This window comes from Paenibacillus marinisediminis (genome assembly GCF_054343325.1).
On sequence record NZ_JBTGUH010000004.1, the window covers coordinates 225,056 to 241,823 of the forward strand.

At 47.8% G+C, this 16,768-nt stretch carries 12 protein-coding genes; 5 read left to right on the plus strand and 7 right to left on the minus strand.

Annotation, left to right across the window (positions count from 1 at the left end; genetic code table 11):
* Positions 1–58 precede the first annotated feature (58 nt).
* The 5 genes from ACXX53_RS12205 to ACXX53_RS12225 form a co-directional block, all read right to left on the minus strand.
* Positions 59–610 (minus strand): STM3941 family protein, encoded by a 552-nt coding sequence (locus tag ACXX53_RS12205; RefSeq protein ID WP_458568926.1) that lies wholly within the window; start codon positions 608–610, stop codon positions 59–61.
* A 62-nt stretch (positions 611–672) separates the two neighbouring features.
* On the minus strand, positions 673–1,866 hold the full coding sequence (locus ACXX53_RS12210) for a DEAD/DEAH box helicase (RefSeq protein WP_458568927.1): 1,194 nt from the start codon (positions 1,864–1,866) through the stop codon (positions 673–675).
* 267 nt (positions 1,867–2,133) lie between these two features.
* Positions 2,134–2,277 carry a hypothetical protein gene (locus ACXX53_RS12215; protein WP_458568928.1) on the minus strand — a complete coding sequence of 48 codons (144 nt, stop codon included), beginning with the start codon at positions 2,275–2,277 and terminating at the stop codon, positions 2,134–2,136.
* Positions 2,278–2,788: 511 nt separating this feature from the next.
* Positions 2,789–3,565 (minus strand): SDR family NAD(P)-dependent oxidoreductase, encoded by a 777-nt coding sequence (locus tag ACXX53_RS12220; protein WP_458569058.1) that lies wholly within the window; start codon positions 3,563–3,565, stop codon positions 2,789–2,791.
* 28 nt (positions 3,566–3,593) lie between these two features.
* Positions 3,594–4,043, minus strand: a complete 450-nt coding sequence (locus ACXX53_RS12225; protein WP_458568929.1) for a chemotaxis protein CheX — start codon at positions 4,041–4,043, stop codon at positions 3,594–3,596.
* A gap of 388 nt (positions 4,044–4,431) precedes the next feature.
* On the opposite strand from ACXX53_RS12225, the gene ACXX53_RS12230 reads away from it, so the two are divergent.
* A complete protein-coding gene (locus ACXX53_RS12230; protein ID WP_458568930.1) occupies positions 4,432–5,493 on the plus strand; it encodes a saccharopine dehydrogenase NADP-binding domain-containing protein in 1,062 nt (353 codons plus the stop codon).
* 90 nt (positions 5,494–5,583) lie between these two features.
* Here the strand turns inward: ACXX53_RS12230 and ACXX53_RS12235 are convergent, their stop codons facing one another.
* Entirely contained in the window at positions 5,584–6,903 is a 1,320-nt protein-coding gene (locus ACXX53_RS12235) for a glycoside hydrolase family 125 protein (protein WP_458568931.1), read from the minus strand.
* Positions 6,904–7,307: 404 nt separating this feature from the next.
* Between ACXX53_RS12235 and ACXX53_RS12240 the strand changes: the two genes are divergently transcribed.
* On the plus strand, positions 7,308–8,279 hold the full coding sequence (locus ACXX53_RS12240; RefSeq protein WP_458568932.1) for a zinc dependent phospholipase C family protein: 972 nt from the start codon (positions 7,308–7,310) through the stop codon (positions 8,277–8,279).
* A gap of 64 nt (positions 8,280–8,343) precedes the next feature.
* Here the strand turns inward: ACXX53_RS12240 and ACXX53_RS12245 are convergent, their stop codons facing one another.
* Positions 8,344–9,909 carry a Ppx/GppA phosphatase family protein gene (locus ACXX53_RS12245; RefSeq protein WP_458568933.1) on the minus strand — a complete coding sequence of 522 codons (1,566 nt, stop codon included), beginning with the start codon at positions 9,907–9,909 and terminating at the stop codon, positions 8,344–8,346.
* Between the two features lie 259 nt (positions 9,910–10,168).
* On the opposite strand from ACXX53_RS12245, the gene ACXX53_RS12250 reads away from it, so the two are divergent.
* From ACXX53_RS12250 to ACXX53_RS12260, 3 genes are all read left to right on the plus strand, one after another.
* Positions 10,169–11,692 carry a Ppx/GppA phosphatase family protein gene (locus ACXX53_RS12250; RefSeq protein ID WP_458568934.1) on the plus strand — a complete coding sequence of 508 codons (1,524 nt, stop codon included), beginning with the start codon at positions 10,169–10,171 and terminating at the stop codon, positions 11,690–11,692.
* 16 nt (positions 11,693–11,708) lie between these two features.
* On the plus strand, positions 11,709–13,856 hold the full coding sequence (gene ppk1, locus ACXX53_RS12255; RefSeq protein WP_458568935.1) for a polyphosphate kinase 1: 2,148 nt from the start codon (positions 11,709–11,711) through the stop codon (positions 13,854–13,856).
* 226 nt (positions 13,857–14,082) lie between these two features.
* On the plus strand, positions 14,083–16,761 hold the full coding sequence (locus ACXX53_RS12260; RefSeq protein WP_458568936.1) for a calcium-translocating P-type ATPase, SERCA-type: 2,679 nt from the start codon (positions 14,083–14,085) through the stop codon (positions 16,759–16,761).
* Positions 16,762–16,768 lie beyond the last annotated feature (7 nt).

The following is a 16,768-nucleotide window of genomic DNA, read 5'->3' on the forward strand; positions in this document are numbered from 1 at the left end:
TATATAGGGAAGTTTTTCAATTATCAACCACACAACTGTAACTTAATACATACGATTGTTATTGAAGTATCTTGTTTGCCTTGACCCAGCGCCGCTGCATCATCGTCAACAGCTGCTCCAAATAAACATTGACGGCAGACTGAGGAATGTTAATGGAAGCTCGTACCAGATTGAGGTTCGCTTGAAGCATTGGACGCTTCCATGCCGCCTGATTCGTGATGTAATGCTCCGGATTCCGCAGCCGAACTCCCAAGTATCGCTGCCCCATATAGTCATACAAGAACAATTCTTCTACTTCCGTCCAACGGATAAATGCCTTGCTGCCTAACGAAGTTGTTTGATCTTGAAAGCCCTCAGCATTCACGATGACAGCCGGCTTCGGCTTTACTAGCCGAAAGAGCGCGTACAGCATCGATATTCCGAAAGTAATGGCCGTAACAGTGCCTACTGTATTCCAAACGGTGTTGCCTTCTTGAAATGTAACCAGCCACACAGAAGCTAAGACAAGCAGCAGAGAAGCGATAAAGACGATCACCATCTTCTTGCTGCTCGCCATAACCAGAACCTGCTCGTCTACTCGAGCCTGAGCTTTATGCTTTTTCGGCCACATTGAAACATTCCTCCCGTTTCTATGGACGATCTTTATTCAACAATTCCTATGATCCATTACTTTTATGAACGTTTCATACTGTCGCTCTGCTTTGACTTCAGCCATTTAGGCGCCCCTTTATTCTTGCGTTCACGATGGCGTTCACCCGACTTGTCGCGAGCAGGAGTCTGAGCTGCTTGAGGACGCATACGCTGCTTAGCTGTATTCTTATCCTCTGGCTTAATAAGCTTACCGCCCGAATAAACTTTTTCCGCAATCGTAATGTTCAGCGCACGTTCAAATTTACGCATAATAAAGCGTTCCCGTTCTGTAATCAAGTTGACCGATACTCCCTTGCGCCCCATTCGTCCAGTGCGGCCTGCACGATGCACATAGTGCTCGGCGTCAAGCGCCGGCTGCAGACTGAATACGTATGGAAGCTCAGGAATGTCCAAGCCGCGTGCAGCTACATCCGTCGCCAGCAGCAGTTGGAATTCGCCGTCACGGAAACGGCGCAGCACATTGACGCGCTCCTGCTTGGGGGCATCCCCATACAGCGAGCCAACAGACATGTGGGCATACTTCAGCTTCGCTTCCCATTCGCCAATCTGCTGCGAATCGTTCACAAACACGATAGCGCGTTTAGGTTCCCATAGTCGAACCAAGCGTCTCAGCATATCAATCTTCTCGCGTTCCTCGACTACAAACATAAGATGTTCAATTGTATCTGCTACACGCTTATCCGGCTCAATGCCGATCTGAACGGGCTCATTCATCCATTTCGCCGCGAGCGCTTTAACTTCCTGCGGCAATGTCGCAGAAAAGAACAACAATTGACGGCTTCGCTGGGCGCGGTTCAAGATCGTTTCGGTATCTCGCGCACCGCTCTTCTGAAGCACGTGGTCTACCTCATCGATGACGATCGTGCGCACCTCATGCATCTTCAGCTTCTTCATCTCGATAATCTCACGTATGCGTCCTGGTGTCCCGACGATTAGCTGAGGACGCTGCTTCAGCTTGTCGAGCTGACGGTTAAGCGCAGCCCCGCCGATAAGCGGTGCCGTCACAAGGCCAAGCTCAGAACCGAGCGCTTCCGCCTCTCGAACAATCTGCATCGCAAGCTCTTGTGTCGGCGCGACAATAACCACTTGCGGCGTGCGCTGATCCCAATCCATGCGCGATAATACGGGCAGCAGGTAAGCAAAGGTCTTGCCTGTCCCTGTTTGAGATTGTGCGATAACATCGCTGCCATTCAACGCTGCCGGTATCGCCTCCATCTGTACAGGTGAAGGTTTATCTATTCCTCGGGCTTGCAGCTTTTCGGCTAAACCCGGAGCTAAATTATAATCCGTAAATGAAACGGTCACATTTCATCGTTCCTCTCATAAGAAGTCTTTATTTATTATATCGAAATTGCTGCTGCCGCACCAATTTTTCACGAAACGCTTCTCCATCCGTGCACGACCCCGACTCTGTAACTCGGTTTTTCCCCGTTATCTCACCTAACCTGCGAGTTTCAACCGCTGTAACGGGGAAATAACCCGTTAGCTCGCACGAGCCTCTCCATACGTGCACAGCCTCGACTCTGTAACTCGGTTTTTCCCCGTTATCTCACCTAACCCGCGAGCTTCGACCGCTGTAACGAGGAAAATACCTGTTACCTCGCGCGAGCCTCCCCATACGTGCACAGCCTCGACTCTGTAACTCGGTTTTTCCCCGTTATCTCACCTAACCCGCGAGTTTCACACGCTGTAACGGGGAAATAACCGGTTAGATCGCGCGAGCCTCACCATCCGTTCACGACCCCGACTCTGTAACACGGTTTTTCCCCATTATCTCACCATACCCGCGAGTTTCGCTCGCTGTAACGGGGAAATAACCGGTTAACTCGCGCGAGCCTCCCCATCCGTGCACGACCCCGACTCTGTAACACGGTTTTTCCCCGTTATCTCACCTAGCCCGCGAGTTTCGCTCGCTGTAACGGGGAAATAACCCGTTAGCTCGCGCGAGCCGCTCCATCCGTGCACAGCCTCGACTCTGTAACTTGGTTTTTCCCCGTTATCTCATCTAACCCGTGAGCCTCGACCGCTGTAACGGGGAAATAACCCGTTAGCTCGCGCGAGCACCGGCACCAGTCAACTATGACAAAAGGGGCTTTTCCGCCTGGTACAGAAAACCTAGGCGAAACAGCCCCTTCATTTATTTCTTATTCAGCACTCGTTCAGCAGCGCGGCTCGTCAGCCGAGGAAACAGCTGCATCAGCTTCGTGCCCGCTGATGCCATCCACGGCAGATTCACTTCCGGCTTGCGCGTCTCCATCACTCGAATGACATGTCGAGCAACCTTCTCCGGCGGCATGATGAACTTTCCTAGGTTACTCTTATAGCTGCCAGACGGGTCAGCTGTATCGAAGAACGGCGTATCAATCGGTCCAGGATTGACCGCAGACACAGCTACACCGCTTCCGCTCAGCTCCATGCGCAGCGAATTCGTATAGCCCAACACCGCATGCTTGGAAGCGGCGTAAGCGGTAGACTTAGCCGAGCCAACCTTCCCTGCCATTGAAGCAATGTTCACGATGTGACCGCTGCGGCGGGCAAGCATCGAAGGCAGTACAGCCTTCGTACAGCGCACAACCCCCATGTAATTGACATCCATCATCGCTTCATAGTGCTCCAGCTCTAGATCAAGCTCACGCTCAAATAGTCCAAAGCCTGCATTATTGACTAATATATCTACTCGTCCGTGCTTCTCCAGAATATATTGAAACTGTCGAGATACCTGCCCAGCATCTCTCACGTCCATCTGAATACATTCATGAGGAGCCGATATCGTGCTTGAAACTTGCTTAAGCTTATCCAGCGATCTCGCAACCAGAATCGGATATGCGCCCTTATCAGCTGCATACTGCGCGATCAGAGCGCCGATTCCACTGGAAGCTCCCGTCACCACGATGACAGCCCCATTCCAATTCATCATAAACATTCGACTCGCTTTCGATTATTCACCCACGTATTAAAATATCAAAGCGGCCAATATCTTTCAACAATAGCGGAACAGCCATCGCATTCACACCACTATGTGACTGCGTGTCATTGATGATTAATTGCGGAGTCGTAATATCTACCATAATGCCTTGATTGTATAGCATAGTGGATGCATTTCCACTTATCATATTACCAAGCTCCGATATTGCGCTCTCACCCATCATATCCAATGATTCTAAAGGATATCCGCCCATCATGGCTGAAGCCATTCGTATGGCTACCGGCTTATTAAGCCCGAATGCTACATGCCCATTCAGATTTCCACTTAGACCAATCTGGATGCTAAGATCATGCGCTCCGTCCCAAGCTACCATCTCAAGTTCCCCTCGCTCCGGTCGAACCTGCATTACCTGTTCAATGACATTGCAGGCCGAGTGAAGAAAAGGTTGGATCATTTCGGCTTTCATTATGAGACTTTCGCCCCTTTCCGACAATAAACAACATGAATCAAGTGTCCTAAGCTACCAACTATATGCAGACTATTATACTGAAAATATACTACAAAACTCTACACGTTTTTTTATAAATCAAGAAATATTTAAAAAATATTCATTATATACAATTGCTCTGAATCAATTCTGAACTTGCTATATGTGACATAAAACGACGTTTTTTGATGTGACCAGATGAGTCTTCGAGTGCAGAAAAAGAGTAGCGAAAATGGTTCAATCATGGCATTGCGATGACTATTTCTAGCATGAGCACCGTTATTTATACTAAGAATCTGATAAAGTAGGATATGGATAAAAGATACTTATGATCGTAAAATTTAATGGAGAGAAGGCATTACAGTTCATGAATAAAATTATGGTTGTTGGGGCATCTGGAGTCCTAGGTAAATTAGTTTGTGTCGAATTACTGCGAATATTTGATAATCAAATAAAATTAGTCGTAACTGACTATAAAGCGGAAAGAGGGAAAAACTTAGCAAGTTCATTTGCTCAGGAGGTTGAATATCAACATTTAGATGTAAGGGATGAAGAAAGTGTAAAGCAAGCAGTTAAGGATATTGACATTGTAGTAGTTGTGTTAAAACAGGAGTTTCCGCATATTCAGAGGATTTGTATCGATCTTAAGATATTATGTGTAGATGTTACTCCGTTTTATGATTTTGTAGAGAAAGTTAACCACTTAAATCAGAATGCAGAAAATAATGAGGCAGGTTCTGTTGTAATGTCGGGATATTTCCCCGGATTATCAGGTCTGATGGTGAAAAAAGCTATTTCTAATTTTCAAGAAGTAACAGAGGTAAACGTTGGATTATTACAAAATACGAATGCTAATGTAGGGGTATCTGGAATCTTAGATATGTTAACATTAATTTCTCAACAAGTGATATTTGACAACAAAGTCATATCTGGATTCACTAAAAAAAGAAAAATGCATTTTGTTAATCACCATGAAGATAAAGAAGTCAGACTAATAGACCATCCAGAGAAAATCTTATTAAAGAATAAACTAAGAACGAATCAACTAAACTATTGGACTGCTTGGAATGTCAACGCTTTCAATAAACAGATATCGCTATTGAGACGAATTGGATTTTTTAATATTATACATAAAATTAATAATCAATTTCTATCTAAAGTTGTAAAACACAACCCTGATCAACATGAAGATACGCTTCTTACGGTTGAGGTAAAAGGAATAATAGATAACAAGGAGAAGATAAAAATAATATCTTTATCCACTTTTTCTGATTATCATACAACAGCAATGGTTACGGCTTCAATAGCTAAAATTGCTCAGCAAAAACATGTGAAAGGCGTAGTTTCTCCTTTTGAAATTACAAATCTAGATGAGGTGCTATCCCAAATTAACTGTCCCCGCATTGTACTCGAAGAAGTAGAGAAGTAAACCATTTCACATTGAACAGAGTGAATCAAAAAAGAGTGTCCCATAAGCCACAGACGACTTTGGAACACTCTTATCTTTATTCAATGACGATTATAGCAAGTTTGCCTTCATCGCCTTGTAAACCAATTGGGAGAACAGGCTGTTCGACCATGCGAACCAAGGACGTGTAAACACCTTTGGATCATCCGCCAAGAAGCCTTCATGCATAAAGCCTGTATCAGCATCTGTGGATTCCAGCACATTGATCATCTCAAGAACTTCTTCATCCGTAGTAGCAGTCAAGCCCTGCATCGAAAGCGCCATGTGCCATACGTAGCCGTCCGGTGTATGCGGGCTTCCCATACCTTTAGCTGCTTTACCTTCGAAGTAGTAAGGGTTCTCCTTGCTGAGAATGAAGCGGCGCGTATTCAGATAGATCGGATCATCAGCAGTTGTGTATCCGATATAAGGAATGGAAATCAAGCTTGGCGTACCCGCATCATCCAACAGCATATGATTGCCATATCCATCTGTTTCATATGCATACATCTTGCCGTAAACCGGATGATTCACGATACCGTACAATTGAATACCGTGGTCAATCTCTTTCTCTAACTTCTTCATCTCTGCTACGAATATCTCATCGCGGAAGCCGTAGCGAGCGATCTCCTGCATCTGACGCAAACTCACAACCGCGAACATGTTCGACGGAATATTATAGTGGAAATCGCATGCATCATCGCTTGGGCGGAAGCCGGACCATGTCATTCCTGTGTAGTTTACAGGCATGCCCATTCCGTCATTACGGAGCGTATCGATGTCCGGACAGTTATCACGGTGGAAACGGTACGGCGATTTCTCAAAATGGTGTTGTTCTGTCTTCCATACATCTACGATCTTGCGCATTGCCGACTTGAAGTTGGAATCGAAGATGTCTGTATTGCCCGTTTCTTTCCAGTAATTATAAGCGAGACGGATCGAGAAGCACATGGAATCCAGCTCGTATTTGCGCTCCCATACCCATGGAGTCATGTCAGTCTGATCGTTTGCATCCCAGTGCCAGTCGTTCGCTGACTCGTTAAATGCATTTGCATATGGATCCAGGTTAATGTAGAACATATGGCGCTTCACCAGACCGCCGATAATACGCTGCAGATCTTTATCATGCTTCGCAAATGGCACATAGTGAATAACCTGCTCAACAGAATCGCGCAGCCACATCGCTGGAATGTCGCCGGTTAGAACGAACGTCGTTCCATCTTCAAGCAGCTTTGTCGTTGTTTCCAACGTATTAGGAAAGCAGTTTTTGAATTGGTTCAAGAGCTTCGGACGGTTAGCAAGCGCAGCTTCTGCTTCTGCAAGAACTTGCTTTACCGCTTCCGGCATCTCAAATGCCGGCACATCAATCTTAGGCAGTCGGAATTGTTCCATGAAATGTATTCTCCTCTACTTTCTTGTCATTGGTGTTGTGATGTCGAATGAACGCCACGTGTACGGACAAGATCGGATAAGATCGTTCCAGCCCCTATTCTGCTGATCGCATCCTAGAGAGCTGTCCGCATTCATAGTCCCTTCGCCCAGAGACTGACGGATTACCTTAATCGCAAACATAGTGATACCGCTATCAAAACCTGTGGCACCTCCTAGTTTACAAGGAAACGACTGCTGTTACTAGACTTATTATATGGAAAAATATACCTTGGATACTAGCATATTCAAAGCAGACTCACGGACAATTTAAGATCTTACTGTTGACAACTATGCCAATTCACTCCATCTTTATCTTGAGGCAACAATTCGAAGTAAGTATATCCCCCTCACTAGGAGGTCTTAAGGTGCCAAACATATGGACTCATCTCATTTTCGGCGATGAAGCTATGAAAGCTGCCGACATGTCGAGTTGGATCGAAGAGCGGAAGCTGCGCAATCTGTTCTATCTGGGCTGTCAAGGACCTGACTTTTTGTTCTATCATAACTTTCTGCCGTGGAAAAAGGATAAGACGATGAATCGAATCGGCAGCGCGATGCACACCGAAGCTTGCGGACCTGTGCTGATGGACTTCATAATGCACGCTGACACTAACAATCGAGAATATGCTGTATATATGCTTGGCTTCGTGATGCATAATGTGTTGGATCGCAATATGCATCCCTACGTATTTCTTCGCTCGGGTAATCGCAAGTGGGATCATCAACGCTTCGAGGTGCTGATGGATACTCATGTCGTTAAGCGCAAGCTGGGGCTTGAAACGTGGAATACCCCGGTGTGGAAGCAAATTGATACAGGCGGAGCCTTTCCCGAGCCCGTTGTAAATGCCTTTGAGCGCGTAATACAGCGATACTATCCTGCATTTCACGGGCAAGTGCCGCGCTCGGCATGGAACAGAGCCAATCGCGACATGATCAGCGCGCAGAAGCTGTTCCATGATCCACTTGGATGGAAACGAGTCGTCACACTAGGTCAAATGGAGGCGCTCGTCTATAAGCGGCGAATAGCGCCGTATGACGTCATGAATGAAGTGCGCAGACCATGGCTGGACCCGACCGGTACAGGTGAAACGTACACGACGAGTGTCTGGGACATGTGGGATAAGGCAGCGGAAGAGGCGCAGCGCGTGCTTAGCGCCGTGCAGAAGTATTGGCAAGTTAGCGGCTCCACAGCCGCGAACGGTGCCGACGCGTCCCCTGCTGTGCAGGAAGCTCACGACGCTATGGCGGCTGCAATCGGCAACCGCTCGTATGAGACCGGTCTGACGCTTACCCATGATCGTCCGATCATCCTCGAAGATGTGATCTGGACGAAGTAAAGATAAAGAGCCGCAAGGTCTGCAGCACATGATTACATGCATCTGCAGCGCCTTGCGGCTCTTGTTATTTCGCTACGGACGGCGGTATAACCTCCGTCACGATAACGAGCTCCCGCTTCAGCAGCTTGCGGAAGCTCGCCCGCAGGGCGTACGCCTCGGACACCTCAAGCACCAGCGAGGTGTCCGCCTGCACATAGATCGTGACATCGTGCGACCCGATGTCACATCGAACCGACCGCACGGACGCCGTCTTCGTGCGGTCCAATGCGATCGCTAAACGCAGCAGCAAGCTAAGCGTGCGCGCCGCTTGCTTGTCCTCCGGAAGCAGAAGGGAATCATATGCCTTCCAGGCATCATTAACCTTCTGCTTCCGGTCCATCGACGCCGCAAACGCGCTCAATATGAGCTCGCGCGGCGTTAACCCATACAGATCCGCGTTCATCATCATATAGAACGCGTGGCGCTCCCGCTCCAAATGATGAATGGCTACGCCGCATTCATGCAGGAGCGCGCTCGTCTGCACGACCGGCTGCCAGTCCGGGCCCAAGCCGTGCAGACGTTCCAGGCCTGTGTATAGCCACTGCATCAGCCTATACACTTGATTCGCATGCCCTCTGTTCAAGTGCAGGCGATTGATCAGATTGTGAATCGAGAATTTCAGCGGTTCCTCGATGACCAGCCCTTCGCCGCGCAGCACATCAAACAATACGCCCTCGCGCACGCCCTTGGCGCTGACAATCAGCTTAGAAAGCTCCAGCTTGTTCATCCAATGCATGATCCATGTGAAGGAACCCATAATGATATCGGCTCGATCCTTCGACAGCCCTTGAACCGCTTCACGCTGCTGCAGCGTCATCGGCTTCAGTCGGCTATGCCACTTCTCTACTGAATCGCGACTCATCTCGTAATGATGCAAAGAATCGATTGGATACTTTCTCTCATGCTTATCTATCTTCGCTAGCGTTCGCATCGTGCCTCCGACACCGATCAGCGGCAGTCCTGCTGCTTCCTGCAGCCACGGCACCTCCTGCATCATGCGATCGGCAGCCTCGATAATCCGGCGTTCTTCTTCCGGATCCAATGCTTCCTTCACATGAAAGTCTCCTGCCAGAGTTAAAGCCCCTACAGGCAAACTTACACTATGTACCTGCTCGCGATCACGAATCAGCACAAGCTCCAGCGAACCGCCGCCGATATCGAGCATGAGCGCGTCTTTCACATTCATCGTAGATACGACTGCCAGATAATCTAGATAAGCTTCCGCTTCACCGTTGATGATCCGCATCTGAATGCCTGTCACTTGTTCAATCTGCTGGACAATCGCTTGACCGTTGGTCGCTTTGCGCATCGCCGCAGTAGCTACAGCTACGATCTCACAGCCTTCATAGCTGTCACCTAAACGCTTAAACAGCATCACGGTCGCGATCAGCTTGTCAACCTTATGGGATGGTATCGACCCGTCCTCTTCGTACTCATCGCCGAGCCGAAGCACTTCTTTCCATTGATCTACTACCTGAAAGGATAGGTCTCGATGTACTTCCGCCAGCATAAATCGAACGGAGTTGGAGCCCACATCCACTATTCCAATATGGCGAAGCTGCCGAGGGGCAGCTTTATCAGATTCCCGCATTTTCACTCACTCCCTGCGCTTATAGTTGCGATTGCTTGGGGTAATACCATTATAATGTTTTAATCATATATAGCATTAATCTAACCATACGTTGTACTGAAATGTATATTATGAAGAAATTATTAATCTTTGACCGGCATATCCTTTATGCATTAACCTAGAAGCATAACCTGTTTTCGCCAAATTAAATGAAGCTTTGACTAGAAGCCAGATAAATATTATACCCTACAGACTCTTACGTAAAGAAGGGAAAGTAATTATGAGCAAACCGATAATCGCAGCGGGCATTGATATTGGCTCTAATTCTATTAAGATGCTCATCGCCGAAGTAGAGCGTCCGGGTGAGCTGCGAGTGCTGGAGGATGTCAAGCTGGATTCCCCCATTGGCGATAATACATTTACAACGGGCCGCATCCGATCAGAAGCTATGTTCAGTGTGTGCCGTTCCCTCAATCAGATGTCCCAGCTTATGAAGGATTATGGCGTCAAACATTATCGCGCTTGCGCCACAAGCGGAGTCCGTGAAGCAAGTAATCGTTTGTATTTCCTCGAACATATTAAGCAAGCCACTCCTATTCAAGTTGAATTAATCGACCGCTCAGTTGAGCGGCATTTAACCTATCAAGCCCTTCATTATGGACTTCCGGCGATGTCAACCTTCCGTAACGAAGGCTTGCTTGTCGTTGAAATCGGCAGTGCAGGGGTCCAGCTAAGCCTCTATGCGGACGGTAGGCTCCGATTTTCCGAGTATGTCCGTATCGGCATTCTAAAGATTAATGAAGTACTGGATTCGCTTCGCAGCGAATCGCTTCAGTTCACGAATATCGTACAGCAATTTATCGAGAGTCAGATCTCGCTGCTGCTGCAGCGTTTCGATGGGCTCACCATCCCGCATTATCTCGTGCTAGGCGGCGAATCCTCATCCATCGCTTCTAAGTGGGGAGATGAAGATTCCAGCATCCGCATGATCGGCCGCGAATCCTTCTTGCGCCATCATCGCGATATTGTGCAATCTGGGATTCTCAAGCTTGCGCAGCAGTTTCGGATTGGCGAGGAGCGAGCTGAGCAGATTATTCCGACCAGCATTATCATGTCTGAATTCTGGAAAGCTACACAAGCGGAGCACGTGATGCTGCCTGACGTGTCACTTCGACATGGTCTGCTTCACCAGATCGCAGCCGAACGTCTTGGAATGATGCCGGATCATAATTACACGGAAGATATACTCGCCATCGCGATGAATACTGCTTCCCGTTATCGTCTGGATCTGGATCATTCCCTAAACGTTATGCTGATCGCGATGAAGCTGTTTAAAGCCTGCAGCAGACTATTCCATCTGGATGCGTCGCATGCGCTGTGCCTTCAGCTGGCGGCTATTCTGCATGATGTCGGCAAGTTTATCGCACAGGAAGGTCATGAGGTCAACTCTTATCACATCCTGCAATCGATGGACTTCCTTGGGCTGACTGATAATCAGAAGGACCTGATAGCCAGCATGGCTCTATACCATCCTCGCGGCGTACAGATACCGATTCGTTCCGATTATACGGATGAAGAGAATTTAACCCTGGCGAGATTGACTTCGATCTTGAAGCTGGCGAATGCGCTTGATTGTTCACATCGTCAGCAGATTAAGGATATACGTGTAATATTGAAAAATGGAGACCGCTTGAGTGTTAAGCCTGTTTATGAAGGCAGTCTTGAATTAGAAGCTTGGGCATTCATGCAAGAGAGCCAGTTATTTGAACAGATCAGCGGCTATGCAATTGCTTTGGAACGTTAAGGGAGGATCAAGACAGATGAATAAGACATTGCTCAATCGGGAGTGGAGTACCATCGCATTCCAGCGCCGAGTTCTGGAAGAGGGACGCGACAAGTCCAATCCCTTAATGGAAAGATGTAAATTTCTCGCGATAAGCTGCTCCAATATGGATGAATTCTTTATGGTTCGCGCGGCTTCTGTCGCGGATCAGATTATTGCTGAATACAACAAAGCCAATGAATCAGGCTCCACTCCCCAGGAGACGCTTGCAGGCATTGTAAAATTGTCTAAGCAGTTGACATCCGATCAATACAAGTTGTATAAGAGCCTGCGTACCAAATTGCGTGAGGAAGGCATCAACTTGAAGCGTCCGCATAGTCTTACCGTGGCGGAGAAGCAGTTTTTACGAAGCTATTTTATCGAGCAAGTATTTCCCGTGCTGACTCCGATGGTAGTGGACCAGAGCAGGCCCTTCCCCCTTATTCAGAACCGAAGTTTAAACATAGGGCTGGTCATTCAGGATCCGAAAGATGGCGAGATCGTCTTCGGGACTGTAGCCGTTCCAGAAGTGCTCTCTCGATTGGTAGAGCTTCCTTCTGCAGGCACCAAGCAGGAGTTTGTACTATTGGAGGATGTCATCAAGCTGCATATGGATGAATTGTTCAGCGGTTATGACATTCAAGAAATGAGCGCTTACCGAATAACGCGCAATGCGGACCTGGATCTGGATGAGGATGCTGCAGAAGATCTCTTAAAGGAGATTGAGCAATCCTTAAAGATGCGGCGCTGGGGCAATGTAATTAGACTCGAAGTGGAGCATGAAACGTCCGAAGAGCTCATTCGCATGATAACGCAGGAAGGTGAAGATGAGCCGGAAGCAGGCATATACGAGGTCGATGGCCCCCTTGATTTAACATTTCTGTTCAAAGTCGCAATGCTGCCAGGTTACGATCATCTGCGCGATAAGCCATTCAAGTCCAGCTTGCCTATAGCACCTGATGAAGATCTGCTCGCTTGGATCAGAGAAGACGACCGTCTGCTTCATCATCCATTCGACAGCTTTAAGGTTGTCGTGGACCTGATCAAACGAGCTGCGAAAGATCCGGATGTTCTTGCGATCAAGCAAACGCTCTATCGCGTGTCCGGCAATTCACCTATTATAGCAGCGCTCATCGAAGCTGCGGAGAATAAGAAGCAGGTTACGGTGCTCGTTGAGATTAAGGCGCGTTTTGATGAAGAAAATAATATTCATTGGGCTAAGCGCCTGGAGCAAGCGGGCTGTCACGTAATTTACGGATTAGTCGGCCTTAAGACTCATTTGAAGCTGATGCTCATTGTTCGCCGCGAGGAAGGCAGAATCAATCGATATGTCCACCTCGGTACTGGCAATTACAACGACGTCACCGCTAATTTGTACACCGATATGGGATTGCTGACGGTTAATCCGCAGATTGGCAGCGACGCATCAACGATCTTCAACATGCTGTCCGGCTATTCTGTACCATCGAGCTTGAATAAGTGTTCTATCGCCCCGCTCTTCCTGCGGAAGCGGATTGAGCAGTTGATTGAAGCTGAGATCGATGCAGCCAGCAAAGGCAATGCAGGACGAATTATCATTAAAATAAACGCGCTTGTCGACCTTAAACTCATCCAATTGTTGTACAAAGCATCTAAGGCTGGAGTGAAGATTGAACTGATCGTTCGCAGCATCTGCTGCTTGCGGCCGGGAGTTAAAGGATTGAGTGATAATATTACTGTAAAAAGTATAGTTGGTCGTTTTCTAGAACATACACGTATCTTCTACTTCTACCACGGCGGCAAGGAGCTCGTATACTTAAGCAGCGCGGATTGGATGCCCCGCAATCTGGATCGCCGAGTAGAAGCGCTGTTCCCTGTGGAGCACACAGACTTGAAGCAATACATTGTCCAGACGCTCAACCTGTATTTGCAGGACAATGCCAAGAGCTGGTACCTTCAGCCTGATGGAAGCTATATGAAGCAGAAAGTAAAGCCGCGGCAGCGAATTAGCGCCCAGCAGCAGCTCATGCAGGAAGCGGACACATCAGACAAACTGAATCATTCGTTCGAATTGCAGCTGCAGCCAAGGCATGCTCCCAAGTCTTCTGCATCAGTAGAAGATCAGGTTATCAGCAATAGCGAGCTGTCTTCAATGTACAATCTGTAATCTGTTGAACATTGCGTGTACCACAACCTAAATTGTGTCACTTCTATGGACAAGGTGAACAATTCCGTTTCATTTTCCCATGTCATGCGTATAACAATTATTACCTTTATCGAACACCTAAAAAATTCATCTAGATTCACTCAGGAGGTGATAATAAGATCGGCATAGTTATACATAATCTCACTGCTCTGCACTCACAATAGATAAAGAATAGGAGATGACAGCGTTGGAGAACACCGATAGAAAGCAATCAACTGTAACTTTTCATACTAGTACAATCGAGCAAACTCTGGCTTCACTGAACAGCTCAGAACAAGGCCTATCTGAAGAGGAAGCCGCCAAACGACTGCAGCAGTACGGTAAGAACGTCCTGGAAGAACGTGAAGGCAAATCGATTCTTGCCAAGCTGATTGCCCAATTCAAGGATGTCATGATTATCATCCTGCTTATAGCTGCGCTTGTATCCGGCTTGCTTGGTGAATGGACTGATTCCTTCATCATCTTGTTCGTTGTCGTGCTGAATGCTGTTCTTGGCGTTATTCAAGAGAGCAAAGCAGAACAAGCTCTTGCAGCCTTAAAACAGATGTCATCCCCTTTTGCGCAAGTTAGACGTGGCGGTGATACGAAAAATATTAAAGCCGAAGACCTCGTTCCCGGTGATATTGTGCTGCTGGAAGCTGGCAACGTCATTCCGGCGGATCTCAGACTTCTAGAGTCAGCATCCCTTAAGATAGAAGAAGCGGCGCTCACTGGTGAATCTGTACCGGTTGAGAAAGATGTTGAGCCGCTTGCCAAGGCTGACGTCGTAATCGGTGACCGCAAAAATATGGCTTATATGACAAGCAACGTGACCTACGGTCGTGGAATTGGTGTCGTCACTGCAACCGCTGGCAGCACTGAGGTGGGCAAGATTGCGGGCTTTATCTCACAAGAAGATGATGAAGTCACGCCGCTTCAGAAGAAGCTGAATGAATTAGGTAAATATTTCACAATAATCATTATCGTTGTTGCAGCTATTATGTTCGGGATCGGAATGCTGGAAGGCCGCGAAGTGTTCGAGATGCTGTTAACCTCGATTTCACTTGCAGTTGCTGCCATTCCAGAAGGCTTACCAGCGATCGTCACCATCATACTAGCGCTCGGTGTTCAGAAGATGGCGAAGCGCAAAGCCATTGTCCGCAAGCTCCCTGCTGTTGAGACATTGGGCAGCACGGAGATCATCTGTTCCGATAAGACTGGTACGCTGACGCAAAATAAAATGACGGTACAGCAGGCCTTCATCGGTCAGAACCTGCAGCAGTCTGATCAGTCTGTGCAATCGATGGCTGACTATGAAATATTCCTGCAAGCCATGGCACTCTGTAATGACACGAAAATATCAGTCGAAGGAAACGAAGCTAACGTTTCACTTATCGGAGATCCAACCGAAACTGCACTCGTTGATTACGGTTTGAAATACGGCTTCGATAAACGCCAAGTTGACGAACAGAATCCGCGAGTGGCAGAGCTGCCATTCGACTCTGATCGCAAGCTGATGACGACCATTCATCAGATGAATGACGGAAGCCATACCCCTTATCGTGTGATGACGAAAGGCGCTCCAGATGTGCTGCTTGATCGATGCACCACGATTCTGGTCAACAGTGAGATCGTAGACATGACCGATGAGCATCGTAGAAATATTATTGCGGCTAACAAGTCGATGGCCGCCAAGGCGCTGCGCGTGCTTGCGGTTGCTTATCGCGATGAATCAGCGATTCCAAGCGAATTGAAGCCGGAAGCTGTCGAGCAAGGTCTTACCTTTATAGGTCTCGTCGGCATGATCGACCCTCCTCGCGAAGAGGTAAAAGACGCGGTTCGCGTATGTAAGGCTGCCGGCATTCGCCCGATTATGATCACAGGCGACCATCGCGATACGGCTGCAGCGATCGCGAAGGAGCTTGACATCATCCAGGATGAAAGCGGCGTTATAACGGGCACCGAGCTTAACAAGATCAGCGAGAAAGACTTCGAGGAGAAGGTTACTCAATATTCGGTATATGCCCGTGTATCACCAGAGCATAAGGTACGAATCGTACAGGCCTGGAAGAAACGCGGTAAGATCGTGGCGATGACCGGCGACGGTGTCAATGATGCTCCAGCCTTGAAAACATCGGATATCGGTATAGGTATGGGTATTACGGGCACAGAAGTTTCAAAAGGGGTCTCCGATATGGTGCTTGCTGATGATAACTTCTCTACGATTGTCATTGCGGTTGAAGAAGGACGCAAGGTTTATGCCAATATCCGAAAGACGATTCAGTTCCTGTTGTCCGCCAACCTTGGTGAGGTATTGACGTTGTTCATTGCTACCATGTTAAACTGGGCCATCTTGTTCCCGATCCATATCCTCTGGATCAATTTAGTAACGGATACTCTTCCAGCTCTCGCTCTCGGACTCGAGAAGGCAGAGCCTGATAATATGAAGCAGAAGCCGCGCAAAGCGTCAGAAAGCGTATTTGCTGACGGTGTCGGTGTCGGCATCGTGTACCAAGGTATTCTAGAGGCCGCCTTGACCCTGTTTGCCTATTGGTGGGGTCATACACATTATGAGGAAAGCATTGCGGTGACGATGGCCTTTGCTACACTCGGTCTGATTCAGCTTACACATGCCTTCAACGTACGTTCGAATAAGAAATCGATATTTTCGATTGGTGTATTTTCCAACAAGTATATGAATGGCGCAACATTGCTTTCAGCCGTGCTTGTGCTAATGGTCATTCTCGTGCCGTTCATGAACGACTTATTCGATGTTGTGCCGTTGAATAGCGAGCAGTGGATCGTCGTTGCGATCTGCGCTATAAGCATCGTACCGATAGTGGAAATAGTCAAACTGTTTCTGCGTATGACGACTCGCAAAGCATAAGGACACA

Bases quoted from the DNA above. Each gene is read 5' to 3' on its own strand.
- ACXX53_RS12205 (WP_458568926.1), bottom strand. From the start codon at position 610: ATGTGGCCGAAAAAGCATAAAGCTCAGGCTCGAGTAGACGAGCAGGTT.
- ACXX53_RS12210 (WP_458568927.1), bottom strand. From the start codon at position 1,866: ATGGAGGCGATACCGGCAGCGTTGAATGGCAGCGATGTTATCGCACAA.
- ACXX53_RS12220 (WP_458569058.1), bottom strand. From the start codon at position 3,565: ATGAATTGGAATGGGGCTGTCATCGTGGTGACGGGAGCTTCCAGTGGA.
- ACXX53_RS12225 (WP_458568929.1), bottom strand. From the start codon at position 4,043: ATGAAAGCCGAAATGATCCAACCTTTTCTTCACTCGGCCTGCAATGTC.
- ACXX53_RS12230 (WP_458568930.1), top strand. From the start codon at position 4,432: ATGAATAAAATTATGGTTGTTGGGGCATCTGGAGTCCTAGGTAAATTA.
- ACXX53_RS12235 (WP_458568931.1), bottom strand. From the start codon at position 6,903: ATGGAACAATTCCGACTGCCTAAGATTGATGTGCCGGCATTTGAGATG.
- ACXX53_RS12245 (WP_458568933.1), bottom strand. From the start codon at position 9,909: ATGCGGGAATCTGATAAAGCTGCCCCTCGGCAGCTTCGCCATATTGGA.
- ACXX53_RS12250 (WP_458568934.1), top strand. From the start codon at position 10,169: ATGAGCAAACCGATAATCGCAGCGGGCATTGATATTGGCTCTAATTCT.
- ppk1 (WP_458568935.1), top strand. From the start codon at position 11,709: ATGAATAAGACATTGCTCAATCGGGAGTGGAGTACCATCGCATTCCAG.